This is a genomic window from Weeksella virosa DSM 16922, assembly GCF_000189415.1.
Lineage (GTDB): Bacteria > Bacteroidota > Bacteroidia > Flavobacteriales > Weeksellaceae > Weeksella > Weeksella virosa.
This window is the reverse complement of sequence record NC_015144.1, coordinates 1,610,689-1,636,921: the sequence shown is the minus strand read 5'-3', so window position 1 is coordinate 1,636,921 and position 26,233 is coordinate 1,610,689. Positions and strand designations below refer to the sequence as shown.

The window sequence follows — 26,233 nt, the reverse complement described above, 5'->3', positions numbered from 1 at the left end:
CAAATTTATAAACAATTGCGATACTTCTTAGAATTAGCTTACAACGGACAAAACTATTTTGGATGGCAACGACAGCCAAAACAACTATCTGTACAAGAAAAAATTGAGTTTTGTTTATCGACTTTGCTCCGAGAAGAAATTAATATTGTAGGAGCCGGACGAACCGATACCGGAGTGCACGCCAAGAAAATGTACGCACATTTTGACTTTGATGGAAGCTTGACAGATGATTTTATCCGTAGACTAAACTCCTTTTTGCCCGAAGATATAAGCGTTACTTCTATTCATTGTGTGGCTCCAGAAGCACATGCACGTTTCGATGCGGTGAAAAGAACCTATCACTACCATATTTATACCCAAAAAAATCCATTTACTACGACAACTTCTTGGCAAATACGAAAACCATTGGATATAGAAAAAATGAACGAAGCTGCAAAATACTTGATAAAAAAAGCAGATTTTGGAAGTTTTGCAAAATTACACACCGACGTAAAAACCAATATTTGTACGGTTTATCGAGCAGAGTGGATCCAGATCGAGAAAGATTTTTTTTGTTTCGAGATTACAGCCGATCGTTTTTTACGCAACATGGTGCGCGCCATCGTGGGGACATTAGTAGAAGTTGGCTTGGGAAAAATAACTCCGTCCGATTTTAACAACATAATTGATAAAAAAGACCGTAAATTTGCAGCTGCTTCTGCCCCTCCACAAGGCCTTTTTTTGGTAGAAGTTCTTTATCCTGAAAACCTCTTTATATTATGAGCGACAAACTAGACAGTTCATCTTTCGATTTCCAAGGTCTAAAGCGTGTTATCAGTATCGGCCTACAATCTAAATGTTTATTCTTATCGGTTGTTGCCATTGCGGTTCTTAGCTCTGCGGTTTCTATATACCGCCCATATCTCACTGGTGTCGCAATTGACCAATACATAGTGAATTATGATGCAGTTGGGCTACAAAAACATCTTATGCTAATTGGTGGTACTCTTTTATTAGAAGGCTTTCTGCAGTTTTTTTTGATTTATTTGGCCAATGTTGTTGCCCAAAAAGTAATTCGCTACTTACGGGTAAAATTATACAATCATTTACTGACCTTCAGGCTTGGTTATTTCGATCGAACACCGAACGGAGTTTTGGTAACGCGCTCGGTATCGGACATAGAAACAATTGCCGAAGTTTTCAATGATGGAATCCTCGTCATATTAGGAGATTTTTTACGAATTATCTTCATTGTTGGTATGATGTACTATATGAATTGGACATTGGCAACCGTCGTGATACTCATCCTCCCTTTAATGATGATTATTACACGTCTATTTCAGAAAGCCCTGAAAAACGTATACCATGCTGAAAGAACTTATACGGCAAATCTCAATTCTTTTGTACAAGAAAGATTAACCGGGATGAATATCATTCAACTATTCAACCGTGAAAAGCGTGAGTATAAAAAATTTGTAAGCATAAACAATCAATTAAAGGGTACTTACCTGAAAACAGTTTTCTATTTCTCTCTTCTTTTTCCTGTGGTCGATATTGTTTCGGCAACGGCTATCGGGTCGATGATTTGGTTTGGAGGATTACGAACCGCAATTCATGGAGATGTTACGGTTGGCGATATTATTGCATTTATATCCTTCACAACGATGTTAACGCAACCGATGAGACAAATCGCAGAACGCTTCAATTCTATTCAGCGAGGGCTGGTAGGAGCTGCTCGGGTTTTCAAAATTTTAGATTCAGATGAAAGCTTGCCGAACAAAGGAACTATACAGCTCGATCATATCGACGGGAAAATAGAATTCCGTAATGTTAAGTTTTCTTATGTGCCGAACAATCCAGTAATAAAAGGTATTTCTTTTACGACACAGCCAGGTGAAACTATTGCAATTGTTGGATCAACTGGTGCTGGAAAATCAACAATTATCAACTTATTAAGCCGTTTCTATGATATAGATTCTGGAGAGATTTTTATCGATAATCATAATATTTACGATTTAGATATCCATAACTTACGTCAACATGTAGCTGTTGTTTTGCAAGATGTCTTCCTTTTCAATTCTACTATATACGACAATATCGTATTGGGTAATAAAGAAATCACCTTAGAAGAAGTAGAACAAGCCGCTAAAATAATTGGTATTCATCAGTTCATTACCAAATTACCCAAAGGTTATTTTACAGAAGTAAGCGAGCGTGGAAGTACACTTTCTGTTGGGCAACGACAGTTGATTTCTTTTTTACGTGCATATATATATAACCCAGAGGTTTTAGTTTTGGATGAAGCAACCTCTTCGATAGATACCGCCTCTGAAAAGATGATCCAAAAAGCCACTGAGAAACTCACAGAAAATAGAACATCGATAATAATTGCACATCGATTAGCGACCATAAAAAATGCAGATAAAATTCTAGTAATGGATAATGGAATGATTGTTGAGAGTGGTACTCACGAAGAATTACTAGCACAGCATGGTTTTTATCATCAATTGTATGAAGTTCAATTTATTGATGAAGAAAATTAAAAAAATACATAATTTATTGTGATCAATTCTTTACCTTTGAAAAACTATAAAAAACATTTAAAAAAATCAGACAAATGAAAAAAACAATTTTAGGATTAGCCGTATTAGGAATGATTGGTTTTACCTCATGCAAAAGTGAAACAGAAAAAAAAGTAGAAAACATTAAAGATACACAAGAGGTAATAGCTGAAACAACAAATGACGCAACAGAAACAGTAAAAACTGAGATTGACAATAACTTAGAAACTTTAGCAGCAATGCCAGCTTTCACCTCTCCAGAGGCAAAAGCATTTGCAGACAAATACGCAGCTTACGTACAAGAACTAAAAGTAGCTGCTACTTCTGGTGATGCTACAAAGCTAACAGAATTACAAGCTAAAGCTGTAGATTTCTCTAAAGAAATGGCAGAAATTGCACAAAAACTCACCCCAGAAGATGCAAAAAAGTTACAAGATTGGGCAGCTGAATTACAAAAAAATCTTAATAAATAATTTATTTCTATTTTTTTAGAAATTTAGATTTTAGCCGTTTCTTTCTTAAAAAGGAACGGCTATTTTATTCTCATTTTTTTACCAAAAAAACTCATATATTTACTAAGATAACATATCAAAAAAATCTTTATGACATTAGTGCAATTACAATATGTATTGGCAGTGGCAGAGTATAAAAACTTTACTGTAGCAGCTGACAAATCATTTGTTACTCAACCAACTCTTAGCATGCAAATTCAGAAACTAGAGAAAGAGCTCAATGTAGAGATTTTCGATCGCACTTCCCATCCGATAAAAATCACCCAAATTGGTGAGAAAATAGTACAACAAGCCAAAACAATCTTGATGGAAGCTAATCGTATGAAGCATTTGGTGAATGAAGAAAAAGGTCTGTTAGAAGGTGATTTTGTGATTGGTGTAATACCAACAATATTGCCTACCTTGGTTCCGTTGTTCTATAAAACTTTTGAGAAAAAACATCCAAAATCGAATTTGATAATCAAAGAATTCAAAACCGAAAAAATCATCAAAGGAATCAAAGACGGTTCATTGGATTTTGGGATTGTCGTTTCGCCTTTACACGAAGATCAAATTATCGAAAAAACTTTATATTACGAGCCATTGGTTGCGTATATCCCTGAAGGACATCGTTTGACAAGCCAGGAAAAAATAGTAGAAACCGATTTAGAATCTGCAGATTTGCTCATCTTGCAAGAAGGGCACTGTTTCCGTGATAATGTTTTATCTTTATGCGAAGCCTCTAAAATAAAGCAACGTCCCGTTAAACTAGAAAGTGGTAGTTTTGACGCATTGATAAAATTAGCAAACGAAGGATATGGAATGACGCTTTTACCTGCTTTGGTGGCAGAAGAATTACCGAAAAAATTGCGAAAAAATTTACGTCAATTCGAAAATCCAATTCCAACGAGAGAAGTAAGTTTGATTTACCACCAATCTCAATTGAGGGATTCTTTTGAAGAGGAGTTGATAAAAACAATTCAGAGTATTTTGCGTGGAAAAATATTTTTAGAACAAACCAACGAAAGTCATGCTACTGTAAGTTTGCCAAAGTAATTTATCGTACCGGAAATATTAAAGTATAGACCATATAGAAAAAACAATCCGGTCAAAAACACTTTGACCGGATTGTTTTATGTTGACTAATTTCTTTTCGATTATTAGATTGAGTAACGGATAAATCCTGTTACTTTCAGGTCTGGGTTAACTGCTTTTACAACATCTTGTACTGCTACTTTCCCATCTTTGATTGATGCTTGATGAACCAATGTGTTTTCTTTGAAGAATTTTTGTAGTTTCCCTTTTGCAATATTTTCGATCATGTTTTCTGGTTTCCCTTCTGCTTTTAATTGTTCTCGAGCGATATTCAATTCAGTATCTATAATCGATTGAGCAACTTGGGTTTCATCCAATGCTACTGGATTCATTGCAGCAACTTGCATTGCAACATCATAGGCAACTTCTTTCGCACCATCGTATTCGCCAGAAAGAGCTACTACTGCTGCGATACGATTACCTGCATGGATATAAGCGTTAAGAGATGATCCTTCGATTGTTTGGAAGTTTCCGATTTCGATTTTCTCACCGATTACTCCAGTTTGTTCTGTTAATTTCTCTTCTACAGTGATGCCTGCATAAGGTGCTTTTAACAATTCTTCTTTTGTGTTGTAATCTAAAGCTAATTCTGCTAATTCATTAGCTAATTTTACGAAGTCTTCGTTTTTCGCAACGAAGTCAGTTTCACAGTTTAGTGCAATAATTACCCCTTTGTTGTGTGCTGCGTTAACTTTAGCGATTACTGCACCTTCTGTAGATTCGCGGTCTGCTCTGTTTGCAGCAACTTTCTGACCTTTTTTACGTAGAATTTCTACAGCTTTGTCAAAATCTCCACCAGCTTCTTCCAAAGCTTTTTTAGAGTCCATCATTCCTGCTCCTGTCGCATTTCTTAATTTACTTACCTCAGAGGCTGTTGCTTTATAGCTCATAATTGTTTTTTTAGTTTATTAGTATTTCTTATGTAGTCTGAAACAAAAGTAGCTCATACATCCGAAAACGTAGGAGCTACAATTTTATACTATATCGATGACTTAATCATCAAATAAATGTTAAGCTTCTTGTGTTTTTTCTACTCCTTCTTCTTTATCTTCTTTCGCTTTTTCTTTTTCTGCTTTACGGGTAGATAAACCAGTTTTGATAGATTCTGCTACAGTAGATAAAATAATATCAATAGATTTAGAAGCATCATCGTTTGCAGGAATTGCGTAATCTACAATTCGCGGATCGGTATTAGTATCCACCATCGCAAATACTGGAATACCTAATTTTTTAGCTTCTGCAATTGCAATATGTTCACGTACAATATCTACTACAAATACTGCAGAAGGTAGACGTGTCATGTCTGCGATAGAACCTAAGTTTTTCTCTAACTTAGCACGCTGACGATCTACTTGCAATCTTTCTTTTTTCGATAAAGTTTCGAAAGTACCGTCTTTTTTCATACGGTCAATAGAGTTCATTTTTTTAACTGCTTTACGGATCGTTACAAAGTTTGTCAACATACCTCCAGGCCAACGTTCTGTAATATACGGCATGTTTACTTCTTCTGCATGTTTAGCAACTACATCTTTTGCTTGTTTTTTGGTTGCAACGAATAGAATTTTACGTCCTGATGCTGCGATTTTCCCCAATGCTTCCGAAGCTTCATCTAACTTCACTGCAGTTTTGTGAAGATCGATAATATGGATACCATTTTTCTCCATAAAGATATAAGGAGCCATGTGTGGATTCCATTTTCTGGTTAAGTGACCAAAATGCACACCTGCATTCAATAGGTCTTTTACATTTATTTTTGCCATTTTCTTATTTGATAGTTTACGTTCCGTTTTCTCAACAAGCAACAATTAAGTGGGTATATAAATTGCCTTAATTGTTTAGATGCTAAACCAACGGAAAATGGATTTTTTTAATAATTTAAATAATTGATTAACGTTTAGAGAATTGGAATTTCTTACGAGCTTTCTTCTGTCCGTATTTTTTACGCTCTACCATACGTGGATCGCGAGTTAATAACCCTTCTGGCTTCAACTCTAAACGAAATTCTGAGTCTATCTCACATAATGCACGTGAAATTGCCAAACGAATTGCCTCTGCTTGTCCAGTGGTACCACCTCCAAATACTTTAACATCTACGTTATATTTGTCTTTTGTACCTGTGATTAGAAATGGTTGCTCTACTTTGTAACGTAAAACATCTGTACCAAAATAATCTTCTAAAGTACGTCCGTTGATATAAATCTCTCCTGTCCCTTCTTGCAAATAAACACGGGCTACAGATTTTTTTCTACGTCCTATTTTATGAACTATTGCCATGGATTTAATTATAAGTATTGGTTAATATCAATTTTCTTTGGCTTTTGAGCTTGATGTGTATGCTCTTCTCCCACGAAAATGTGCAAATTTTTCAATAATGCTGCACCTAGTTTATTTTTCGGCAACATTCCTTTTACAGATTTATCGATAAGACGTTTAGGATCCTTATTAAACAACTCTGTTGCAGTTAATGATCTTTGCCCTCCTGGATAACCTGTGTGACGGATATATAATTTATCCTCCCATTTATTTCCAGACAATTCAACTTTGTCTGCATTCAACACAATAACGTAATCTCCACAGTCTGCATGTGGGGTAAAATTGGTTTTGTGTTTCCCTCTTAGGAGCTTCGCTATTCCTGATGACAGGCGACCTAAATTATGGCCAGAAGCGTCCACCACTACCCATTCTTTTTGGGCAGTCTCTTTGTTGGCTGATGTAGTTTTGTAACTTAACGTGTCCACTCTCTTGATTGATTTTTAATATTCTACTTAATTACCGACACTATGATCGGGGTGCAAATGTACAAAATCCTTTTCGGATTGCAAAAAGGATTTTGATTTTTATCTATTTATTTTTAATTTCTAAGTAATCCTGTGAAGATAATAAATGATTCATCAAAACAAAAACCTCATCCTTTGGCTAAAGGATTACTACAGAAATTGTTGAAGAAACAAGTTTTTTTGTTCTAGTCTTTACTAAAAGGAAGAATAGTCTGTGTGGTACTACCTAAATAATCCCCTCCATACTCGATAATATCACCAGGCTTTAGCCAAATTTGCGGTTCTTTACCCATTCCCGAGCCTGCAGGTGAGCCAGTAGATAAAATATCTCCGGGCATGAATGACAGGAATTGACTTAGATAAGCAATTAATTTCGGAATCCGATAAATGAAATCGCGTGTATTCCCGTCTTGCATCATTTCACCATTTAGTTTTAGCCACAATCCTATATTATCCACATCATCTACCTCATCTTTTGTCACAATCCATGGCCCGAGCGGTGCAAAAGTATCACACCCTTTTCCTTTATCCCAAGTACCACCGCGATCGGTCTGAAATGCACGCTCCGAAATATCATTCATCAATGCATAGCCGTATACATAATCCATCGCTTCTTCTTCGTTTACGTTGTTGGCTTTCTTACCAATTATTACAGCTAATTCTGTTTCCCAATCCATTTTGGTAGAACCGTTTGGTTGCATAATGCCGTCTTGCGGACCACAAAAAGATTGATTGGCTTTGAGAAACATAATCGGCTCTGGCTGTTGTTCTAATCCTGTTTCTTTTACATGGTCTTCAAAATTCAATCCAACGCATACAATTTTTCCTGGTCGTACCATAGGTGGCCCTAACCGCTCTTCATTCGACACTACTTGCAAAGTGTTTCTATTTTCTTCGATGTATTTTTCTAATACTGCTCTTTTCTCTTCTGATCCAAAAAACTCTTCATCATACACAATTCCAGAACCAGAAACATCGTACCTTATTTCATCGATTACGACGCCAGATTTCTCTTCTCCTATTTTTCCAAAACGTATTAACTTCATTCTACTATTTTATTTTTCCGGACACAAATATACGGTTTTATGAAAAATTTGATTTTCTAGTTTTTCTTCTTTTCTGTATTTTAGGAGATTAAACAAAAAACAACTATCGAAAAAAAGCGACTAAATAGTCGCTTTTTTGTATGATATAATAGGTAGATAAAAATTACTTCTTTTTTATCTCACCGATATCATTTCTATAATATTCGTAGTCGAAGTGTATTTTTGCTACATTCTCGTAAGCTGTTTTTCTTGCTTCTTCTAACGACTTTCCTATCCCAACGACATTAAGCACACGTCCTCCAGAGGTTAGAATTTCTTGTTGCGACAGTTTCGCTCCTGCAATAAACGTTGGGCAAGTTACCTGATCCAATCCTCTTATTGGGTAACCTTTCTCGTAATTACCAGGATATCCTCCCGAAACCATCACTACACAACAACTGTGTTGAGCGCTAAACTCCAGCGTAAACTCTTCGTTTTTAATAGTTTTTTGCACTACATCATACAAATCATTTTCTAGTAATGGCAAAGTTGTTTGTGTTTCTGGATCTCCCATTCGTAAATTATACTCTAAGAGATAAACTCCTTTTGTAGTAATCATCAGACCAAAGAAAATGACACCCGAAAACCTCAGACCTTCTTTGATTAACCCACATTTTGTTGGCTCCAAAACATCCTCTAGAAATGCTTGATAATGTGCTTCGGTAAATAAGGGGTTCGGTGCGATTGCTCCCATACCTCCGGTGTTGAGCCCGGTTTCTCCTTCACCTATTTTTTTATGATCTTTGGCAGATATAAAGGGAATAATGGTTTTCCCATTGAAAAAAGAAAGTATCGATGCTTCGAATCCTTCCAAATATTCTTCAATTACAACTTCATTTCCTGCATCACCAAAGGTTTTGTCTTCCATAATTTCTAGAACAGCTTTTTTGGCTTGGTCAAAATCTTGACAAATAATCACGCCTTTTCCTGCGGCCAAACCAGATGCTTTTATAACAATTGGGAAGCTTGCTTTTTCTAAATATTCGATAGCCAACATCGGTCCTTGGAAAACTTTATATTCAGCTGTTTTTACGCCATATTTATGCATAAAATCTTTTGCAAAAGCTTTGGAAGATTCTAACTTGGCTGCTTCTCTATGTGGGCCAAAAATTGGTAGATGATTCGCCTGAAAGAGGTCTACTATACCTTCTGCTAACTCGGCTTCTGGACCAACAAAGGTGAGATCTATCTTATTTTCTAGAGCAAAATCTTTCATTTCTGTAATAGAATTCAGTGCGATATTTTCACCTAATTTTGCTGTACCTGCATTTCCAGGTACGAAAAACAAGTCTACTTTTTCCTGTTTACGTTTAAAATCTTCAGCGAACTTCCAACCAATTGCATGTTCTCGCCCACCACTTCCTACAATTAAAATTTTTGTACTCATTGTTTGTTTTCTTATTTATAGTTAGGTAGCGATAGATTAATGCATGAAATGACGCATACCTGTAAATACCATCGGGATTTGATGTTCGTTACACGCCTCGATAGAATCTTCGTCTTTTACTGATCCTCCTGGTTGAATGATTGCTTGAATGCCATTTTCGGCAGCATAATCTACAACATCACGGAATGGAAAAAAAGCATCAGATGCTAGAACCAATCCTTCATTTACTTTTTCCTTGGCGCGTTCTATAGCTTGTTGTGCTGCCCAAATACGGTTTGTTTGTCCGCCTCCGATACCATACGCTTGTCCGTTTGTTGCTACAACAATTGCATTAGATTTTACCCATTTTACAATTTTTTGTGCAAAAATTAGATCGGTCATTTGTTTCTTTGTTGGCTCAACTTTGGTAACTATATCAAAAGTATTCGAAAATTGGTGATCACTTGATTGTACTAAAAGTCCACCGTCTACCTTCACATAACTTTGTTTATCAGAAACCGGATGTTTCACTTGTATGATGCGTAAGTTCTTCTTTTGTTTGAAAACTTCTAAGGCATCTTCTGTAAAGGCTGGAGCAATTACTATTTCTAGGAAGATTTTCACCAATTCTCGTGCTGTTTTTTCATCCACTTCTTTATTAAATGCTACGATTCCACCAAAAATAGACATCGGGTCGCAAGCATAGGTTTTCTCGTATACTTCTGCAACTGTATCGCCAATTGCTACTCCGCACGGTGTAGAATGTTTTACTGCACAGCAGCATGTTTCTTCGAATTCGGCTACAACTTTATAGGCCAAATCCATGTCTCGAATATTGTTGAAAGATAACTCCTTACCTTGTAAATAGACAAAGTCTTTCATTGCACCACTTTTAATTTTGTCTACATAATAGGCTGCTTTCTGATGTGGATTTTCGCCATAACGCAAATCCATTTGTTTTTCGTAAGCTGTTTCTAGATATTTAGGAAATTCTTCTTCTATAGAATCAGATAAATAGGTAGAGATTGCTGCATCGTACGCCGAAGTAAGGTTAAATACTTTGGCTGCGAATTTTTTTCTGGTAGCCAAAGAGGTTTCTCCATTTTCTTTGATTTCTTTTTCTACCAATGCATAATCTTCTACTTCGGTAATAACTGTTACGTCTTGAAAGTTTTTAGCAGATGATCGTAACATCGACGGCCCCCCAATGTCGATAAATTCGATCATTTCGGCCTCAGAGAGTCCGGTATTTAGTTTTTCGAAAAAGGGATACAAGTTTACCACCACAATATCTATTGGGTTGATTTGATGTTCGCGTAAGGTATCCATATGTTTATCATCTGATCTTCGTGCTAAAATCCCTCCATGAATTGCAGGATGCAAAGTTTTTACACGTCCATCTAAAATCTCTGGGAATTGTGTTACATCTTTTACCTCGGTTACCTCAACTCCATTATCTTGTAAGAATTTGAAGGTTCCGCCGGTTGATAAAATCTTATACTTATGCGCTTGTAAAAATTGCGCAAATGGCAACAGATTGGTTTTGTCTGAAACACTTATTAGTGCTTGTTTTTGCATGAGAATATTTGTTTTTAAAGTTTTTTTGTTTTTCCTATTTATCTTTCTAATGAGAAGATTGAGCACTGATTTTCTTCACAGCTTCTACTAAAATTCGCTGTTCTACTTCGGACACTTTTCGTTGTAAATCTTCTAGTTGATCGTTTTCATCTACCTGAAATTCACCTTGACAAATAATTGCACCTTCGTCTACCTCGGCTGTTACATAGTGTACCGTTGCACCAGAAACTTTTTCTTTGGCTTCTAAAACAGCTTTATGAACATATGCCCCGTACATACCTTTACCGCCAAATTTTGGCAGCAATGATGGGTGAATATTGATCATTTTATTTTTCCAGATTTCGGTAAAATCTTTGGATAAGATACTTAAAAAGCCTGCCAACACTATTAGATCTATTTCTTCACCTTCTAAATTATGAAGAGCATCTTCTGAGAAAGTTTTTCGGTCGAGTAGATAAGTTCTAATTTCATGGTCGAGTGCTCTTTCTATCGCAAAACAATCTCGATCAGCCATCACCATAGAAATTTCTACGTTGGGTAATCGTCCATCTTCTACGGCATCTATTAGAGTCTGAAGATTAGTTCCACCTCCGGAAACAAACACTGCTATTTTCATGAAATCTATTTTTTTTTGGAAATCAAAAAGTCGAACTTTTTTAATTATTTACAAAGATAATTTTTTCTGTAGGAGTTGCCAAGCTTTCGATTTCTATTATTAGTGATGGGATAATTTTTACAAGTTTAAGCGAATTGATGAATAGAAACCAAACGTATAGTTGTTTTAAACGTATTAATCTTTAATTTATTTAGACTCTAAAAATAAAAAGTCATACTCTATTACGAGCATGACTTTTCAATTTGTTTTTTCTTTTACGGGTAGGATAAAAAACGATAGTTATTCATCGTAGCAAAAAAACTATTTAATGTACCTGAAATCTTGTTTGTTCTCTATAGTTTTTACGGATGAGTAAATCAACTCTATTACATTTTTCACATCGCTCTGATGCACCATTTCTACCGTAGTATGCATATAACGCAACGGTAATGATATTAGAGCAGAAGGTACCCCACCATTGCTATACGCAAACGCATCTGTATCGGTACCTGTTACACGTGAACTTGCAGCTCGTTGGAATGGAATATTTTCTTTTTCGGCTGTTTCGATTATTAATTCTCGTAAATTGTTTTGTACTGCTGGCGCATAATATATCACAGGTCCGTCTCCACATTTTTGTTCACCTTCTTTGGATTTTGTAATCATCGGAGTAGTAGTATCATGCGTAACGTCGGTAATAATGGCTACATCTGGTTTGATAGTTTGTGTTATCATTTCAGCTCCACGTAAGCCAACCTCTTCTTGTACTGCATTCACAATATATAATCCAAAATTCAATTGATCTTTTTGTTCGAATATTTTTCGAGCAACCTCTGCAATCATGAAACCACCCATACGATTGTCGATTGCACGGCAAACAAAGTAACGATTGTTTAATGTAAAAAATTCATCTGGATAAGTTATCACGCATCCTACATGTACACCTAACTCTAACACTTCCTCTTTCGAGGTGCAACCTACATCGATCCAAATTTTGTCTGGAGTTGGTGATTCTTCTTTTCCTACAGTACGCAAATGAATTGCTGGCCAACCAAAAACACCTTTTACAATACCTTTTTTGGTATGAATATTAACCACCTTGGATGGTGCAATCATATGATCTGACCCTCCATTTCTGATTACATAGATCAAACCATCATCTGAAATATAGTTTACAAACCAAGAAATTTCATCTGCATGAGCCTCTATTACCACTTTATAATCTGCTTCTGGATTAATTACCCCGTAAGCAGTACCATAATTATCGATGTGTACCTCATCGACAAAAGGACGTATATAATCTATCCAAACTTTTTGACCTTCTACTTCGAATCCTGTTGGTGATGCAGTGTTTAAATATTTTTCTAAAAAGCTCATTGACTTTTCATCGAATAACTGGTTCTCTTTCATCATAATTTATTTAGTATAGAACAAATATAGTAAATTGGGAACAATTTTTGTAGAAGAGAACGTATGAGAGTTGTTTATATCCTGATTTTTACCTTTCTAGGCTGCATGCAAGTATCGGCACAGATTTTCGGTATTGATTTTGGTCTAAAAAAAGATACTTTGCGTCTAGAAGAATCGAAGCAATCAATTGATTTTATGGATACGATTCAACTAAAAGAATCGGAAATATATTCTCTAAATCTAAAGACCGATTTAGAAAAAAAATATTATATTTGGTTGAGACAACGAGTTCGTGACGTTTGGCCTTATGTACGCACTGCTGTGCGTGAATATAATTTTGTAACGGATTCGATCGAGAAATTAAATTATCGCAAAGACCAAAAGAAATTTATCAAAAAAAGACAAGCACTATTAGCGGACCAGTTTGAAAAAAATTTAAAAAATTTAACCACGTCTCGTGGTCAAATATTAACTAAGCTCATTTACCGAGAAACCGACAAAACCGCCTATGACATTATCAAAGAATTACGTGGAGGAATGAAAGCTTTTCTATGGAATACTGCAGGAGGAGCCTATGATATAAGCCTAAAACAAACTTTTGACCCTAAAAAAACACGCGAAGACTATTTCATAGAAGTAATTCTTCAGCGGGATTTTGCTCAAGGAATTCTCTACCCGGTATACGAAGATGAAAATTAAAATCAGCTTAGCAACATTAGGGAGAAGTGAAAGATTATAAGACTATGAAAAGAGTTGGTGTTTTAACTTCTGGTGGTGATTCTCCTGGGATGAATGCTGCGATACGAGCAGTTGTCAGATCTTGCAGATATTACAACTTAGAATCAGTTGGGATTTTACAAGGATATGAAGGCTTGATACAAAACGATATGCTAACATTGGGACCTCGATCTGTAAAAAATATCATTAACCAAGGGGGAACCATCTTAAAAACAGCCAGATCTGAAGAGTTCAGAACGATAGAAGGTCGAAAGAAAGCGTATCAAAATATTCAAAAAAATAATATTGATGGTTTAATAGTTATAGGTGGCGATGGCTCTTTTAAGGGCGCTAATATTTTTCATCAAGAATTCAATCTACCTTTTATTGGTATACCGGGAACGATAGATAATGATATTTTTGGAACAGATTATACGATTGGTTATGATACTGCTCTTAATACTGTAGTAGAAGCAGTAGACAAACTTCGTGATACGGCAACCTCACACGATCGTGTTTTTTTTGTAGAAGTTATGGGTCGCGATGCAGGTTTCATTGCTCTAAATAGTGGCATTGCTTCTGGCGCACAAAACATTTTAATCCCAGAAAAAAAAGACCACATCAATGAATTGATTCAATCATTAGAACAATCTGCAAAATCGGGCAAAAAATCAAGCATTGTCGTGGTCGCCGAAGGTGAAGAGTTGGGGAACGTTTACGAGTTGGCTAAGCAAGTGAAAGCCAAACACCCCGATTATGATATACGCGTTACGGTTCTTGGTCACATACAACGCGGCGGTAACCCAAGCTGCCAAGATCGTGTATTAGCAAGTCGTTTAGGGATTGCGGCTGTAGAAGCGTTAATGAAGGGCAAAACCAATGTCATGACGGGGCTACGCTCGAACAAAATTGTTTATACTCCGATTGAGGAAGCTATCCAAAAACATCATTCTATCGATAATGAATTACTTAAGGTTGCAAAAATATTAGCGATATAGAAAAATAATATTACCAAACATATTTTCACCAAATAATAAGTTAAGAAAAATTATAACATGTCAAAAATTAAAGTTGGAATAAATGGTTTTGGTCGAATCGGGAGATTAGTTTTCCGTTCGATTTTAAAAAGAAAAGATATAGAAGTTGTAGCAATCAATGATTTAGTTGATGTAGATTACCTCGCTTATATGCTAAAATACGATTCTGTTCATGGAACATATGATGCAGAAATCAAAACAAAAGATGGACAATTAATTGTCAACGGAAAAGTGATTAGAGTAACCTCAGAAACTGATCCAAAAAATCTAAAATGGGACGAAATTGGTGCCGAATATATTGTAGAAGCAACCGGAATTTTCCTAACTCATGAAACAGCAAGTGCTCATTTAGCTGCAGGTGCAAAAAAAGTAGTCTTAACAGCACCATCAAAAGACGACACACCAATGTTTGTGATGGGAGTAAATGACCATGAAATAACTGCCGAACATACCATTATATCAAACGCCTCGTGTACCACCAACTGTTTAGCTCCACTTGCCAAAGTACTGCACGAGAATTTTGGAATTGTAGAAGGACTAATGTCTACCGTACACGCGACCACCGCTACCCAAAAAACAGTAGACAGCATCTCTAAAAAAGATTGGCGCGGCGGAAGAAGCGCCATGCTAAACATTATCCCTTCTTCTACCGGAGCGGCAAAAGCAGTCGGTAAAGTAATCCCAGCCCTTAGTGGCAAATTAACAGGATTATCTTTCCGTGTTCCTACAGCAAACGTTTCGGTTGTAGACCTTACAGTGAAACTCGAAAAACCTACTAACCTAGAAGAAATAACCAAAGCGATTGCCGATGCCTCAGAAGGAGAAATGAAAGGCGTTATTGGCTATACAAAAGAAGCAATGGTCTCACAAGATTTTGTTGGAGAAACCAGAACCTGTGTTTTCGATGTAGAAGCAAGTATCATGCTTAGCCCTACTTTTGCAAAACTTATAGCTTGGTACGATAACGAAATTGGCTATTCAGAGAAAGTTGTGGACAGCATAGAGCATTTGGCAAAATTATCATAAACAATAATCATTCATTGAACGTTAAAAAAAGCAACTAATAAATTTAGTTGCTTTTTTGTTAATTTTTCTAAAACAATTAAATGTTTTTTTATATTTGTTTAACAAACCAATAAAAATACTGCGTATCGATACATATCTATTCTATTAATTAACACAATTTTTTGTTTGCAAAAACAATGTAGATATGATATACGAAGAAGACTCTGTGATTATACACGCTTATATTTCGGGGAATGAAAGTGCGTTGGAAACATTAATTAATCGGTACAAAACCAGAATCTATAGCTCTATTTATAACAAAGTTTTGAATCGCGACGTAGCAGAAGATATCTTCCAGGATACTTTTGTCAAGGTAATTCTTACTCTAAAAAACGGTAAGTACAACGAAGAAGGAAAATTCTATCCATGGGTTCAGCGAATTGCACATAACCTTACGATTGACTACTTTAGAGCCAATAAAAAAATGCCTAAAGTAAGTGAATCTTCTAGCCTAAACGAAGATTATAATATTTTCGATTGCCTAGGACAGTTGGATGAATGCTTAGAGACCAAACTCATCAAAGAACAAATTAATAGTGAAATTATTGATTTGATTGATTGTTTACCCGCCGACCAAAAAGAAGTATTGATTCTTAGGATTTTTCGAGATCTAACTTTCAAAGAAATTGCCGAAGAAACCGAAGTAAGTATTAATACAGCTTTGGGTAGAATGCGCTATGCTTTGATTAACTTAAGAAAGTTGATTAATGAGAAAGATTTAGTTCTAACAATCGATTAGCATGTTTTTATACAATAATTTAATTGACTATTCGTTTTAACTTTAAATATTAAATGTTATCGAATGGATAAAAATTTTACATCGTTTAAAACAGCTTTAAATCCGAAAGAATCAACTATTCAATCATTATTAAACTTTTCAAAAGCCATTCAGCCTATAAAAACTGAATCTTTACCAAAAAACATCTTGATGTTTTTGAATTAATAGATTAATAGCGTTATCAAATGAAAAGAATCGATTACCTTATGATAATCGATTCTTTTATTTTATAGAGTCTTATTTGCGTTTATGAATATTGCTTAGGAACTTCGCAACTATAATCAACTACTCCATCGACCGGAATTTCTTTTAAAACCAACAGCAAATAGTCCCAAAACTTCTGTACAGATTTTATTTCTACACGCTCATCGGGTGAGTGTGCACCATAAATATTCGGGCCGAAAGAAATCATATCCAAGCCAGGATAATTACGCCCAATAATCCCGCATTCTAATCCCGCATGACAAGCAACAACTCTTGGCTCTTCACCAAATTTCTCTGTATAGAGTTGTTTCATAATCGATAAGATTTCTGATTTTGGGTTGGCTTTCCACCCTGGATAAGAACCAGAAAATTCGACCGAAAATCCACCCAATTCGAATATTGACCGAATTACTTCACTCAAATATTCTTTTCCACTTTCCACCGAAGAACGCGTCAAATTTTTGAATGTGATATTCCCTTCTCCTACTTCTACTCTGGCCAAATTATTCGACGTTTCTACCAATCCTTCCACATCTGGACTCATACGAAACACTCCACTGAAGGCTGCGTTCAATACACGAATAAATGTAGTTGACTCATCAACACTCATACCCTCGGCAACAGAAACATTTTCTAGAGTGATGGATAGTTTTGGTTCTTTGGTCGAAAATTCTTCTATGACTTCTTCTTTCACGGTTTCGAAAACTTGTCGAAATTCGTTTTCTTTATCTGCGTTTAACGCAAATTCTACAATTCCTTCTCGCGGAATGGCATTGCGTAAACCTCCACTATTTACAGTAGAAATTTGTGGTTCATAAGCCAAAGTATGGTACAAAATTCTACCTAAAATTTTATTAGAATTTCCTAATCCCTCGTGAATTTGCATCCCCGAGTGCCCACCTTGCAAACCTTTTACCACCAATTGAAAGGCAGTTTTATTTTTTATTTTCTCGACCGGATATGTTTTTTTTGCAGTAATATCTACACCACCTGCACAACCGATATCCAATTCATCATCTTCTTCGGTATCGAGATTTAACAAGATTTTTCCACTCAAGAAATTCGGTTGTAATCCAAGTGCACCTGTCATTCCGGTTTCTTCGTCTATAGTAAAAAAAGCTTCTATTGCCGGGTGAGGAATCTCTTTGGATTCTAGAATACTCATTATTGCAGCAACCCCAATACCGTTATCAGCCCCTAAAGTTGTTCCGTTTGCTTTCACAAAGCCATCATCTACATACATTTCTATTGGTTGAGTATCAAAATCAAAATCGATATCGTTATTTTTTTGTGTCACCATGTCTAGGTGCGATTGCAAAACAACTTTCTTACGATCTTCCATTCCTGGATATGCAGATTTTTTGATCAACACGTTACCTACCTTATCTGTAGAAACATCTAAGCCTAATTTTTCACCAAAATCGATGATAAATTGCCGAACTTTTTCTTCTTTTTTTGATGGTCTCGGAATCTGATTCAAAGCATGAAAATTTTTCCAGATTGGCTTTGGTTCCAATTTAAATATTTCAGACATGAATTTTATTTTTATCAAATTTAATAAGATTATCAAAAATTAGCCTAATTTTAAAAAATCATTAACGTAAAAAACTATTATCCCATGAAAAGAATTTTATTACCTTTCCTTTTGATAGGAGGTATTGCTTGGAGTCAAGTAACAGATGTGGGCACAATTTATAGCCAAAAAATGCATCAAAAGTCTTCTATTCCAACGTACAAATTACCAGCTTTTGATATGAATTTGTTACAGAAAGAAGATGCCATAAATGATAAGCTCCCTACCAAACCATTCCGTTTTGGTAAAGAGTTTCCTGTTGATATTCAGCCTACACGAGATGGTCTTTGGACAACTCTACCGAACGGTGATAGACTTTGGCAGATAGTGATCGAGTCGAAAGATGCACAAACCCTAAATTTTGTTTTCGATCAATATCAACTTTCACCCAATGCCAAGTTGTATATGCATAACGAAGCTGGTCAGTTTTTGGGGTATTATGGTGCCAAAGAAAATAACGACACCAAAGAAGTAGGCTCTTGGCTGATTGATGGCGATAAAATAACGATAGAATTTTATGAGCCTTTTACAGAAATTGGTCAATCAACCTTCAGAATTAGCAAAGCTGTCCATGGTTATCGATCTGTAAAAAACATAAAGGATTATACCAAAGATCTCAATTCTTCTGGAGATTGTAATATAGATGCTAATTGTGCAGCAGGCGATAATTGGGATGATCAAAAACAAGCTGTAGCACTAATTTTAAGTGGTTCTTCTGCATGGTGTAGCGGAACTCTAATAAATAATACGGCCGAGGATGGTACTCCTTATTTTCTTACTGCCGATCACTGCATAAATAGCAGAACGCCCAATTGGACATTTCGTTTTAAATGGATAAGTGAAAATCCAGATTGTGGGACAACAGCACCTAGTGGAGATGGACCTCGAGTTTATAGTATGAGTGGAGCAGAGATTGTTGCCCGAAGTGCTAATACCGATTTTGCTTTACTAAAATTAAGAAATGAAATACCAGAAGAATGGGAACTAAGTTGGGCCGGATGGGATCGGACAGGAACGCCTCCGACCGAGGTAACCGGTTTACATCACCCAGCTGGAGATATCATGAAAATTTCTCAATACTATAGTTCACCGACCATAAGCAACCGATATGGTGTAAAAAACTGGGAAATCCCGAAATGGGATTTAGGCGTTACCGAAGGAGGTTCTTCTGGCTCAGCATTATTCAACCAGGATGGTTTATTGGTAGGACAATTGTATGGAGGAGAATCTGCGTGCGCAGGAACAAATCCAAACACCAAGAATGATAACTATGGACGTTTTGATGTTTCATGGGAAGGCGGTGGCACTCCTACTTCTCGATTGAAAGATTGGCTAGACCCTAATAACACAAACGCTACGACATTAGAAGTTTACAAAGCACAAGAGAAAAACTTCGACCTCGGAATTGCTTCGATAAACATTGCTAGCAGTTGTGAAGAAACTGTGAATCCAACGATTGATGTTCGAAATGCAGGTTTAGAAAAAGCAGAAAACTTTACACTAGTTTATCAATACAATCAAGAAGAAGAAAAAACAATAACCTGGAACGGAAGTTTAGAACCTAAAAGTAGAATTACTATTAATTTACCCGAAAAAGAATTGGTAAGCGGAAATCATGAGTTGAAAGCTAAGATCATTTATGACAAAGATGAAAACTTAAAAAACAATGAACGTACCAAAGTTTTTCATATATTAGAATCTCATGAAGTTGATAAAGTAACGCTAACTCTAAGAACCGATTATTTTGGAGATGAAACAAAATGGAAAGTGTATGATTCTAAAAACGCGGTCGTACAATCTGGCAGCAATTACTCAAACAACCAAGTCTATACAATCGACATTAATTTACCAAAAGACGATTGTTACACATTCGAGATTACCGATTCTGGAGGTGATGGAATTTGCTGTGCATATGGACAAGGTTTCTATAAACTAACCACCGAAAATGGAACTGTTTTGGCAGAAGGAGGTAATTTCTCATCCTCAGAATCAACAGTATTCAAAATCCGTAAAAAATTAGGTATCAATACAAATGATATACAAAAAGTATCCATTTATCCGAACCCAACCAAAGATAATCTAACCATTTCTACGCCACAAAATTTCGGAGAATATGAATATAAAATTTATTCTTCGGCAGGACAATTATTATTATCTGGAAAAGGTGAAACAGAAACTCAACTTTCGATGAAAGGTTTCGGAAAAGGTAATTACACTATCCAACTAAAGAATGATAAAGGTGAGCAAATCAGCAAGAAAGTTTTGGTAAAATAAAACTCAATCATAAAAAAACTCCCAAAATGGGAGTTTTTTTCATTTATCCAAAATTTCATTAAGACCAGCAGAACCTTGTATATTTCTCATTTGTCGCATAATCTGATTAGCTCTTCTATTAATAAAAGCAGAAGGAGGATTCACATTGTATTTTCTCGGATTTGGTAAAGCAGCCGCAATTCTTGCAGCCTCTTCTCTACTAAGGTCGATGGCCGATTTTTGATAATAATAATCTGCAGCAGCTTCAATACCAAAGACACCAATCCCCATTTCAGAAGTATTTAGATACATTTCTAGGATGCGTTCTTTACCCCAAATCTTTTCGATCATGAAGGTGAAATACACTTCTAGACCTTTTCTCACCCAAGTTCTTCCTTGCCACAAAAAGACATTTTTAGCGACTTGTTGAGAAATTGTCGACCCACCACGAAATCTTTTACCCGATTGATTATCTTCGTATGCACGTTGAATTTCATCAAAATCAAAACCGTTATGCGTAGGGAATTTCTGATCCTCGGATGCAATTACTGCCAATTTTATATTCCTACCCATTTTATCATAAGAGACGTACGATCTCTTGATTTTTTTTTGATTGACCATTTCGGTTATTTGTGTAAGGGTTATTGGTGGGTTAATCCACTTCAGTACAACGATATAAAATAATTGCCCGATAAATAAATAGAGGATAATTTTTTTTACTAATTTGAGCATGGAGTGTGTTTTAATACTTTCCAAATGTATAAAAGTTTTCCATCTCTACTAGAAATTTTTTAAACGAAAAGTATCTCAGAATTCCCTATAAAAAAGTTGTAAAACCAAACGTTAATTATGTACAAAAATTAGTATAAAATAAATTTTCTTGATTGGTTAATCCTTTCAAAATTCTTATTTTTGCATCGCTTAACCAAATCTCATTTTTAATAAAAATCTCATAACCATAATAATGCCTAACAAAACATTCTTTCTGTCTTTTGTTTTTATTTTGGCTTTTTCTTCTTGTAAAAAAGAACAGCCAGTAAACCAAAACTATCATGCAGTGCACGAAACCACCAAGCCCTCTATTCCATTACGAGACTCCCTTGTGATAGATAGCATTGCAGTTGCAAAAAAGCAAGACTCGATAGCTCAGCAGAAAAGAATACAGGATAGTATAGACGACAAAAAATTCGTCTACCTTACATTCGACGATGGACCACAAGAAGGGAGCGAAAAAATAAACAAAATTGTCTCGGAAGAAAATATAAAAGCTACTGTTTTTTTGGTAGGTTTTAATGCTTTTACACCAAAACTAAAATCTTATGTAAAAGATTATAAAGACAACAAAAACATCGAGTTAGCCAACCATACCTATACACATGCTCGCAACAAATATTCACAATTCTACAGCAATGCAGATAATGTTTTGAAGGACATTGAGCGCAACAACGATTCGATTCTTTTTCCCAATAGAATTGTTCGTTTTCCGGGAAGAAATATTTGGCGAGTGGGTAAACGCAAACATAACGATTTCGACAAAGCTTCTGCACAAGTGGCCGATTATATAGCCAGCAAACAATATGCAATATACGGTTGGGATTATGAGTGGGAGCGTCCCAAAAAAGGAAATTCAATAGACTCACCACAAAGTATTTATAAAGGCATTATGCATCGATTAGAGAAAAATTATACATTCGAGAAAAATCACTTAATTTTATTGATGCACGATAACATGTTCTCTTCTGTAGAAAATTCAGAAAAATTACGTGAACTGATTAGGCTAATCAAAGGAAACGATAAACTTGTGTTGGATGTTATTTCTAATTATCCTGTACAACAATCCAGTAAAAAATTAATGTAAACTAAGAAAAAACAGTAACAAAAAAACCTCCAAAATGTGGAGGTTTTTTTATTGTTTTTAGGTTACATTCTCTCTGGTACTTGAATCCCTAACAACTTCAGTCCAGAAGCTATCGTATTTCCCACCCAAAGGGAAAGCATTAGACGGAAGTGTTTTTCGGTTTCGTTTTCGGTTTTCAAGATAGGTGTATTTTGGTAGAATGAATTATAGAGTTTTACCAAATCGTATGTATAGTTAGCAATGATTGCCGGACTCAATTCTTCGGCTGCTTTTTGTATTGTCTCGCCAAAATCACTCAGTAGACGAATCAATTCTTTTTCGATTCCTTGCAACTTTATCGTAGACCAATCCATATCTTTTGGTGATTCTTTTCGCAACAAAGATTGGATTCTCGCATAGGCATATTGCACAAAAGGGCCAGTATTTCCGTTAAAATCTACACTTTCTTTCGGATCGAATAAAATTCTTTTTTTCGGGTCTACTTTCAAAATAAAATATTTCAGAGCACCCATTGCAATTATTTCGTATAAAGATTCTTTTTCGGCATCTGTATACCCTTCTAGTTTCCCTAATTCTTGTGCAATTTCTTTTGCTGTTTCATAGATTTCTTGCATCAAATCATCGGCATCGACCACAGTTCCTTCACGAGATTTCATTTTTCCTTCTGGTAGATCTACCATCCCGTACGAGAGATGCTGTAATGTTTCTGCCCAAGAATATCCCAATTTCTGGAGTATAAGAAACAAAACTTTGAAATGATAATCTTGCTCATTTCCTACCACATAAATTAAATCGTCTAATTCTCTATGTTTAAAGCGTTCTACGGCCGTTCCTAAATCTTGCGTTATATACACAGAGGTTCCGTCTGCACGCAAAACCAACTTTTCGTCCAAACCATCCTCTGTTAGATCTATCCAAACAGAGCCATCTTGTTTCCGATAAAAAACCCCATTTCTCAATCCTTCCTCCACCAAATCTTTTCCCAAAATATAAGTATCACTCTCGTAAAGGTACTCATCAAAATCAACACCTAAACGTTGGTAAGTTTTTGCAAAACCATCGTACACCCAATTATTCATTTTCTCCCACAATGCACGAACTTCGGGATCATTTGCCTCCCATTTTCTCAACATTTCTTGTGCTTCTATAAAAATCGGAGCTTTTTTCTTGGCTTCTTCTTCTTCCATACCGTTTGCAACCAATTCTTTGATTTCGTCGCGGTAATGTTTATCAAATTCTACGTAATATTTTCCTACTAAATGATCTCCTTTAATTTTCGACGATTCGGGGGTTTCTCCGTTACCGAATTTTTCCCAAGCCAACATCGACTTGCAAATGTGTATTCCACGATCGTTTATGATTTGGGTCTTAACGATATTTGCTCCACTTGCTGCAATAATTTCTGCAACCGAATATCCTAAAAGATTGTTACGCACATGACCAAGATGCAAAGGTTTATTCGTATTGGGTGAAGAATATTCTACCATAACGGTTTTCGATTTTTCGGTAGGAAATTGTAGACCGTAACTTACATTTTGGGCATTTTCGGATAAGTAGCTTACAATAGTAGAAGGTAGCAACTCTATGTTAAGAAAGCCCTTCACTACATTGTACGACGCAATTTTCTTTTGTGCCAAAAGATGTTCTCCTATTTCTTGTCCTATTTGTTCTGGTTTTTTCTTAAGGGTTTTGATTAATGGAAAAACAACCAAGGTATAATCTCCTTCGAATTCTTTGCGAGTAAACTGAATTTCTAGCGATGGAAACTGTAATTGATAAACCTCTTCGATTGCTTTTTGCAAGAGAAGGTTTAGGTGTTGTTTATTATTTGTCATGATAAAATTCTAAAAATGCAAAATTACAACATTCTTAGCGGATAGTTGGCAGTTTTGAGATCGTTTGCAAAACTTTTCCGATTACTTTATCGGTCTGATCTTCCCATGAAAAATTCGTAATTGCATTTTTCTTTAGCCAAGATGCGATCTCAGCTTGGTCTAAATGTAGATTTCCGTCTACGCCCATTTTTTTTAATGCTGTATAATTGCACAATTGCTCATATTGTTTGGCAATCGGAATAACGTATAGTTTTTTCTTCAGGTATAGAGCCTCCGAAGGCAACTCGAAACCTGCGTTACATATAACTCCTTCGCAATGAAGAAGTTTTTCTATAAAAAGGTCTCCATCTATAGGTCGAACTTCTATTTGAGAGTTGGAAAAGCTGGTTTTCGTCATCGGTGAAAAAATAACAAACCTTGTCGAAGGAAATCTTTGAAAAAATGAAATCAACTCATCATGGTGATAACTTGGTAAATACACCAAATAATAATGATCATAAGAAGATTTTTGTGCAACAATTTGCTCGCGCAACAATGGAAGATAAATGGATGAGTGATAGGATTTGAAGTGAAATCCGATTCCTTCTCGTGAAGGCGCATATTTTTCTAAAATTATTTGAGCAAAAAAATCATTTTGTTTTGGTTTAGGAGAACTAGTATGTTTCACAGCCCATTGGTGACTCAGCGCCAAAGTCGGTACGTTTTGCAGTTTACTTGCCCAAGCGGTAATCGGCTCGAAATCGTTGATAACCAAACTATAATCTTTGATTTTACAACGACGAATATTTTTAGCAAAGGTAGAAAAGCTATTTTTCTGTACTATTTTCATAAAATCCAATCCACCATTTCCCGAATAGAACAAAGAAATTCCTTGGTATTTCTTATATTCAAAAGTACCTTTTAGTTGAGCATTTGTACCCGACACCAAAACATCAACTGGCAAAAATTCTTGTAGCTTAGGAATTAGCACATTTGCCCGTGCCAGATGTCCATTTCCTGTGGCTTGCAGTGCGTATAATATTTTCATTTAATTTTTATTTGAATGCTTTCCATCAAATTCTCGAACATTTGCTCATCTTGCTCGAGGAGCTCATTTTTCAACCAATCTTCCTGATTTTCATACTCGAATTGCCCTGTCTCGTAGTGATGAATTTTCCATAATCCTTTATGAAATTCTATAGTGGTAAGATTTTCTATCCAGTCACCAGAGTTCAGATACACGCACTCACCTTTATTGGTTGTCACTTTTTTGATTTGTGGTTGATGAATATGCCCACATATTACATAATCATAATTATTCTCAATGGCGAGTTCGGCTGCTGTCTGCTCGAAATCATTTATATATTTGACTGCTTTTTTTACCGAATTTTTTATTTTTTTAGAGAAAGAGTATTTTTCATATCCAAATTGTTTTAGCACCCAGTTCGATAGATTATTGATTCGGATTAGATAATCGTATCCTATTCCGCCTAATTTTGCAATCCATTTAGAATGCTGTACGGATAAATCGAAAACATCTCCATGGAAAATCCATACTTTTTTATAATCTACCGTTAGAACTAATTTGTCTACAATCTGAATATTACCAAATTGTACCTTGGGAAATTTGCGAAGAAACTCGTCATGATTTCCTGTAATGTAAATCACTTCTGTTCCTTTAAGAGAAAGGTTGAGGATATGTTTGATGATTTCTAAATGTGTAGCGGGGAAATAACTTTTCTTAAACTGCCAAATATCAATAAAATCACCATTGAGAATTATTTTTTTTGGTTTTATGCTTTTCAGGTAGGCCAACAGTTCTTTTGCTTTGCAACCGTACGTCCCTAAATGCACATCAGAGATAATCACCAAATCAACTTTTCTTTTCATAGTAGTTTTAGGTAAATATCGGCTACTGAAGTTACCTGAAAGTTGTGCAGAAGCTACTAAAATGTGAAGTTTTCAGAAAAAGTGTATAGAATTTATTAACATTGATT

Annotated in this window: 24 protein-coding genes; 10 read left to right on the top strand and 14 right to left on the bottom strand. The window is 35.6% G+C overall.

What is annotated here, in order from left to right; all coding sequences use genetic code 11:
• Positions 1-15: 15 nt before the first annotated feature.
• The 4 genes from truA (at position 16) to WEEVI_RS07935 (ending at position 4,087) form a co-directional block, all read left to right on the top strand.
• Positions 16-762 carry a tRNA pseudouridine(38-40) synthase TruA gene (truA, locus tag WEEVI_RS07950; protein WP_013598634.1) on the top strand — a complete coding sequence of 249 codons (747 nt, stop codon included), beginning with the start codon at positions 16-18 and terminating at the stop codon, positions 760-762.
• Positions 759-2,522 (top strand): ABC transporter ATP-binding protein, encoded by a 1,764-nt coding sequence (locus WEEVI_RS07945; RefSeq protein WP_013598633.1) that lies wholly within the window; start codon positions 759-761, stop codon positions 2,520-2,522. Before truA ends, WEEVI_RS07945 begins: the two co-directional genes overlap by 4 nt.
• Positions 2,523-2,596: 74 nt before the next feature.
• Complete coding sequence (locus tag WEEVI_RS07940; protein ID WP_013598632.1) at positions 2,597-3,013, top strand: hypothetical protein; 417 nt, start codon at positions 2,597-2,599, stop codon at positions 3,011-3,013.
• 129 nt (positions 3,014-3,142) lie between these two features.
• The gene (locus tag WEEVI_RS07935) at positions 3,143-4,087 is read left to right on the top strand and encodes a hydrogen peroxide-inducible genes activator (RefSeq protein ID WP_013598631.1); all 945 of its coding nucleotides are present in this window, start codon (positions 3,143-3,145) and stop codon (positions 4,085-4,087) included.
• 104 nt (positions 4,088-4,191) lie between these two features.
• On the opposite strand, the gene tsf is transcribed toward WEEVI_RS07935, so the two are convergent.
• The 9 genes from tsf to WEEVI_RS07890 form a co-directional block, all read right to left on the bottom strand.
• Complete coding sequence (gene tsf / locus WEEVI_RS07930; protein ID WP_013598630.1) at positions 4,192-5,016, bottom strand: translation elongation factor Ts; 825 nt, start codon at positions 5,014-5,016, stop codon at positions 4,192-4,194.
• Between the two features lie 120 nt (positions 5,017-5,136).
• Complete coding sequence (rpsB, locus tag WEEVI_RS07925; RefSeq protein WP_013598629.1) at positions 5,137-5,886, bottom strand: 30S ribosomal protein S2; 750 nt, start codon at positions 5,884-5,886, stop codon at positions 5,137-5,139.
• 127 nt (positions 5,887-6,013) lie between these two features.
• Positions 6,014-6,400, bottom strand: coding sequence for a 30S ribosomal protein S9 (gene rpsI, locus WEEVI_RS07920; protein ID WP_013598628.1), 387 nt, complete (start codon positions 6,398-6,400; stop codon positions 6,014-6,016).
• An 8-nt stretch (positions 6,401-6,408) separates the two neighbouring features.
• Complete coding sequence (rplM, locus tag WEEVI_RS07915; protein ID WP_013598627.1) at positions 6,409-6,864, bottom strand: 50S ribosomal protein L13; 456 nt, start codon at positions 6,862-6,864, stop codon at positions 6,409-6,411.
• 224 nt (positions 6,865-7,088) lie between these two features.
• Entirely contained in the window at positions 7,089-7,949 is an 861-nt protein-coding gene (locus tag WEEVI_RS07910; RefSeq protein WP_013598626.1) for a fumarylacetoacetate hydrolase family protein, read from the bottom strand.
• 163 nt (positions 7,950-8,112) lie between these two features.
• Complete coding sequence (gene purD, locus WEEVI_RS07905; RefSeq protein WP_013598625.1) at positions 8,113-9,375, bottom strand: phosphoribosylamine--glycine ligase; 1,263 nt, start codon at positions 9,373-9,375, stop codon at positions 8,113-8,115.
• Between the two features lie 36 nt (positions 9,376-9,411).
• Positions 9,412-10,932 (bottom strand): bifunctional phosphoribosylaminoimidazolecarboxamide formyltransferase/IMP cyclohydrolase, encoded by a 1,521-nt coding sequence (purH, locus tag WEEVI_RS07900; protein WP_013598624.1) that lies wholly within the window; start codon positions 10,930-10,932, stop codon positions 9,412-9,414.
• Between the two features lie 46 nt (positions 10,933-10,978).
• Positions 10,979-11,548, bottom strand: a complete 570-nt coding sequence (gene purN / locus WEEVI_RS07895) for a phosphoribosylglycinamide formyltransferase (protein ID WP_013598623.1) — start codon at positions 11,546-11,548, stop codon at positions 10,979-10,981.
• 300 nt (positions 11,549-11,848) lie between these two features.
• Positions 11,849-12,937 carry a M42 family metallopeptidase gene (locus WEEVI_RS07890; RefSeq protein ID WP_041942315.1) on the bottom strand — a complete coding sequence of 363 codons (1,089 nt, stop codon included), beginning with the start codon at positions 12,935-12,937 and terminating at the stop codon, positions 11,849-11,851.
• Positions 12,938-13,000: 63 nt separating this feature from the next.
• On the opposite strand from WEEVI_RS07890, the gene WEEVI_RS07885 reads away from it, so the two are divergent.
• From WEEVI_RS07885 to WEEVI_RS07870, 4 genes are all read left to right on the top strand, one after another.
• Complete coding sequence (locus tag WEEVI_RS07885; RefSeq protein ID WP_013598621.1) at positions 13,001-13,636, top strand: DUF4294 domain-containing protein; 636 nt, start codon at positions 13,001-13,003, stop codon at positions 13,634-13,636.
• A gap of 44 nt (positions 13,637-13,680) precedes the next feature.
• Positions 13,681-14,652 (top strand): 6-phosphofructokinase, encoded by a 972-nt coding sequence (gene pfkA / locus WEEVI_RS07880; RefSeq protein WP_013598620.1) that lies wholly within the window; start codon positions 13,681-13,683, stop codon positions 14,650-14,652.
• Between the two features lie 57 nt (positions 14,653-14,709).
• Positions 14,710-15,717, top strand: coding sequence for a type I glyceraldehyde-3-phosphate dehydrogenase (gene gap / locus WEEVI_RS07875; protein WP_013598619.1), 1,008 nt, complete (start codon positions 14,710-14,712; stop codon positions 15,715-15,717).
• 184 nt (positions 15,718-15,901) lie between these two features.
• Positions 15,902-16,495: an RNA polymerase sigma factor gene (locus WEEVI_RS07870; RefSeq protein ID WP_013598618.1), complete on the top strand. Its 594-nt coding sequence runs from the start codon at positions 15,902-15,904 to the stop codon at positions 16,493-16,495.
• A 286-nt stretch (positions 16,496-16,781) separates the two neighbouring features.
• Here the strand turns inward: WEEVI_RS07870 and WEEVI_RS07865 are convergent, their stop codons facing one another.
• Positions 16,782-18,272: an aminoacyl-histidine dipeptidase gene (locus WEEVI_RS07865; protein WP_013598616.1), complete on the bottom strand. Its 1,491-nt coding sequence runs from the start codon at positions 18,270-18,272 to the stop codon at positions 16,782-16,784.
• Positions 18,273-18,356: 84 nt separating this feature from the next.
• Here WEEVI_RS07865 and WEEVI_RS07860 point away from each other — a divergent pair, with 84 nt between their 5' ends.
• Positions 18,357-20,585 (top strand): T9SS type A sorting domain-containing protein, encoded by a 2,229-nt coding sequence (locus WEEVI_RS07860; protein ID WP_013598615.1) that lies wholly within the window; start codon positions 18,357-18,359, stop codon positions 20,583-20,585.
• Positions 20,586-20,624: 39 nt separating this feature from the next.
• On the opposite strand, the gene mtgA is transcribed toward WEEVI_RS07860, so the two are convergent.
• Positions 20,625-21,296 carry a monofunctional biosynthetic peptidoglycan transglycosylase gene (gene mtgA / locus WEEVI_RS07855; protein ID WP_013598614.1) on the bottom strand — a complete coding sequence of 224 codons (672 nt, stop codon included), beginning with the start codon at positions 21,294-21,296 and terminating at the stop codon, positions 20,625-20,627.
• 232 nt (positions 21,297-21,528) lie between these two features.
• On the opposite strand from mtgA, the gene WEEVI_RS07850 reads away from it, so the two are divergent.
• Positions 21,529-22,422 (top strand): polysaccharide deacetylase family protein, encoded by an 894-nt coding sequence (locus tag WEEVI_RS07850; RefSeq protein WP_013598613.1) that lies wholly within the window; start codon positions 21,529-21,531, stop codon positions 22,420-22,422.
• 62 nt (positions 22,423-22,484) lie between these two features.
• On the opposite strand, the gene argS is transcribed toward WEEVI_RS07850, so the two are convergent.
• The 3 genes from argS to WEEVI_RS07835 are packed head-to-tail and all read right to left on the bottom strand — an operon-like array spanning position 22,485 to position 26,126.
• A complete protein-coding gene (gene argS / locus WEEVI_RS07845; RefSeq protein WP_013598612.1) occupies positions 22,485-24,257 on the bottom strand; it encodes an arginine--tRNA ligase in 1,773 nt (590 codons plus the stop codon).
• A 34-nt stretch (positions 24,258-24,291) separates the two neighbouring features.
• Positions 24,292-25,284: a glycosyltransferase family protein gene (locus tag WEEVI_RS07840; RefSeq protein ID WP_013598611.1), complete on the bottom strand. Its 993-nt coding sequence runs from the start codon at positions 25,282-25,284 to the stop codon at positions 24,292-24,294.
• Entirely contained in the window at positions 25,281-26,126 is an 846-nt protein-coding gene (locus tag WEEVI_RS07835) for a UDP-2,3-diacylglucosamine diphosphatase (RefSeq protein ID WP_013598610.1), read from the bottom strand. Before WEEVI_RS07835 ends, WEEVI_RS07840 begins: the two co-directional genes overlap by 4 nt.
• Positions 26,127-26,233: the final 107 nt, after the last annotated feature.

Coding starts and splice junctions, on each gene's coding strand:
- argS (WP_013598612.1), bottom strand. CDS start 24,257: ATGACAAATAATAAACAACACCTAAACCTTCTCTTGCAAAAAGCAATC.
- WEEVI_RS07890 (WP_041942315.1), bottom strand. CDS start 12,937: ATGAAAGAGAACCAGTTATTCGATGAAAAGTCAATGAGCTTTTTAGAA.
- WEEVI_RS07860 (WP_013598615.1), top strand. CDS start 18,357: ATGAAAAGAATTTTATTACCTTTCCTTTTGATAGGAGGTATTGCTTGG.
- WEEVI_RS07940 (WP_013598632.1), top strand. CDS start 2,597: ATGAAAAAAACAATTTTAGGATTAGCCGTATTAGGAATGATTGGTTTT.
- WEEVI_RS07840 (WP_013598611.1), bottom strand. CDS start 25,284: ATGAAAATATTATACGCACTGCAAGCCACAGGAAATGGACATCTGGCA.
- rpsI (WP_013598628.1), bottom strand. CDS start 6,400: ATGGCAATAGTTCATAAAATAGGACGTAGAAAAAAATCTGTAGCCCGT.
- tsf (WP_013598630.1), bottom strand. CDS start 5,016: ATGAGCTATAAAGCAACAGCCTCTGAGGTAAGTAAATTAAGAAATGCG.
- WEEVI_RS07945 (WP_013598633.1), top strand. CDS start 759: ATGAGCGACAAACTAGACAGTTCATCTTTCGATTTCCAAGGTCTAAAG.
- rpsB (WP_013598629.1), bottom strand. CDS start 5,886: ATGGCAAAAATAAATGTAAAAGACCTATTGAATGCAGGTGTGCATTTT.
- WEEVI_RS07850 (WP_013598613.1), top strand. CDS start 21,529: ATGCCTAACAAAACATTCTTTCTGTCTTTTGTTTTTATTTTGGCTTTT.
- pfkA (WP_013598620.1), top strand. CDS start 13,681: ATGAAAAGAGTTGGTGTTTTAACTTCTGGTGGTGATTCTCCTGGGATG.
- WEEVI_RS07835 (WP_013598610.1), bottom strand. CDS start 26,126: ATGAAAAGAAAAGTTGATTTGGTGATTATCTCTGATGTGCATTTAGGG.
- WEEVI_RS07870 (WP_013598618.1), top strand. CDS start 15,902: ATGATATACGAAGAAGACTCTGTGATTATACACGCTTATATTTCGGGG.
- gap (WP_013598619.1), top strand. CDS start 14,710: ATGTCAAAAATTAAAGTTGGAATAAATGGTTTTGGTCGAATCGGGAGA.
- WEEVI_RS07865 (WP_013598616.1), bottom strand. CDS start 18,272: ATGTCTGAAATATTTAAATTGGAACCAAAGCCAATCTGGAAAAATTTT.
- WEEVI_RS07935 (WP_013598631.1), top strand. CDS start 3,143: ATGACATTAGTGCAATTACAATATGTATTGGCAGTGGCAGAGTATAAA.
- purN (WP_013598623.1), bottom strand. CDS start 11,548: ATGAAAATAGCAGTGTTTGTTTCCGGAGGTGGAACTAATCTTCAGACT.
- purD (WP_013598625.1), bottom strand. CDS start 9,375: ATGAGTACAAAAATTTTAATTGTAGGAAGTGGTGGGCGAGAACATGCA.
- mtgA (WP_013598614.1), bottom strand. CDS start 21,296: ATGCTCAAATTAGTAAAAAAAATTATCCTCTATTTATTTATCGGGCAA.
- WEEVI_RS07910 (WP_013598626.1), bottom strand. CDS start 7,949: ATGAAGTTAATACGTTTTGGAAAAATAGGAGAAGAGAAATCTGGCGTC.
- purH (WP_013598624.1), bottom strand. CDS start 10,932: ATGCAAAAACAAGCACTAATAAGTGTTTCAGACAAAACCAATCTGTTG.
- WEEVI_RS07885 (WP_013598621.1), top strand. CDS start 13,001: ATGAGAGTTGTTTATATCCTGATTTTTACCTTTCTAGGCTGCATGCAA.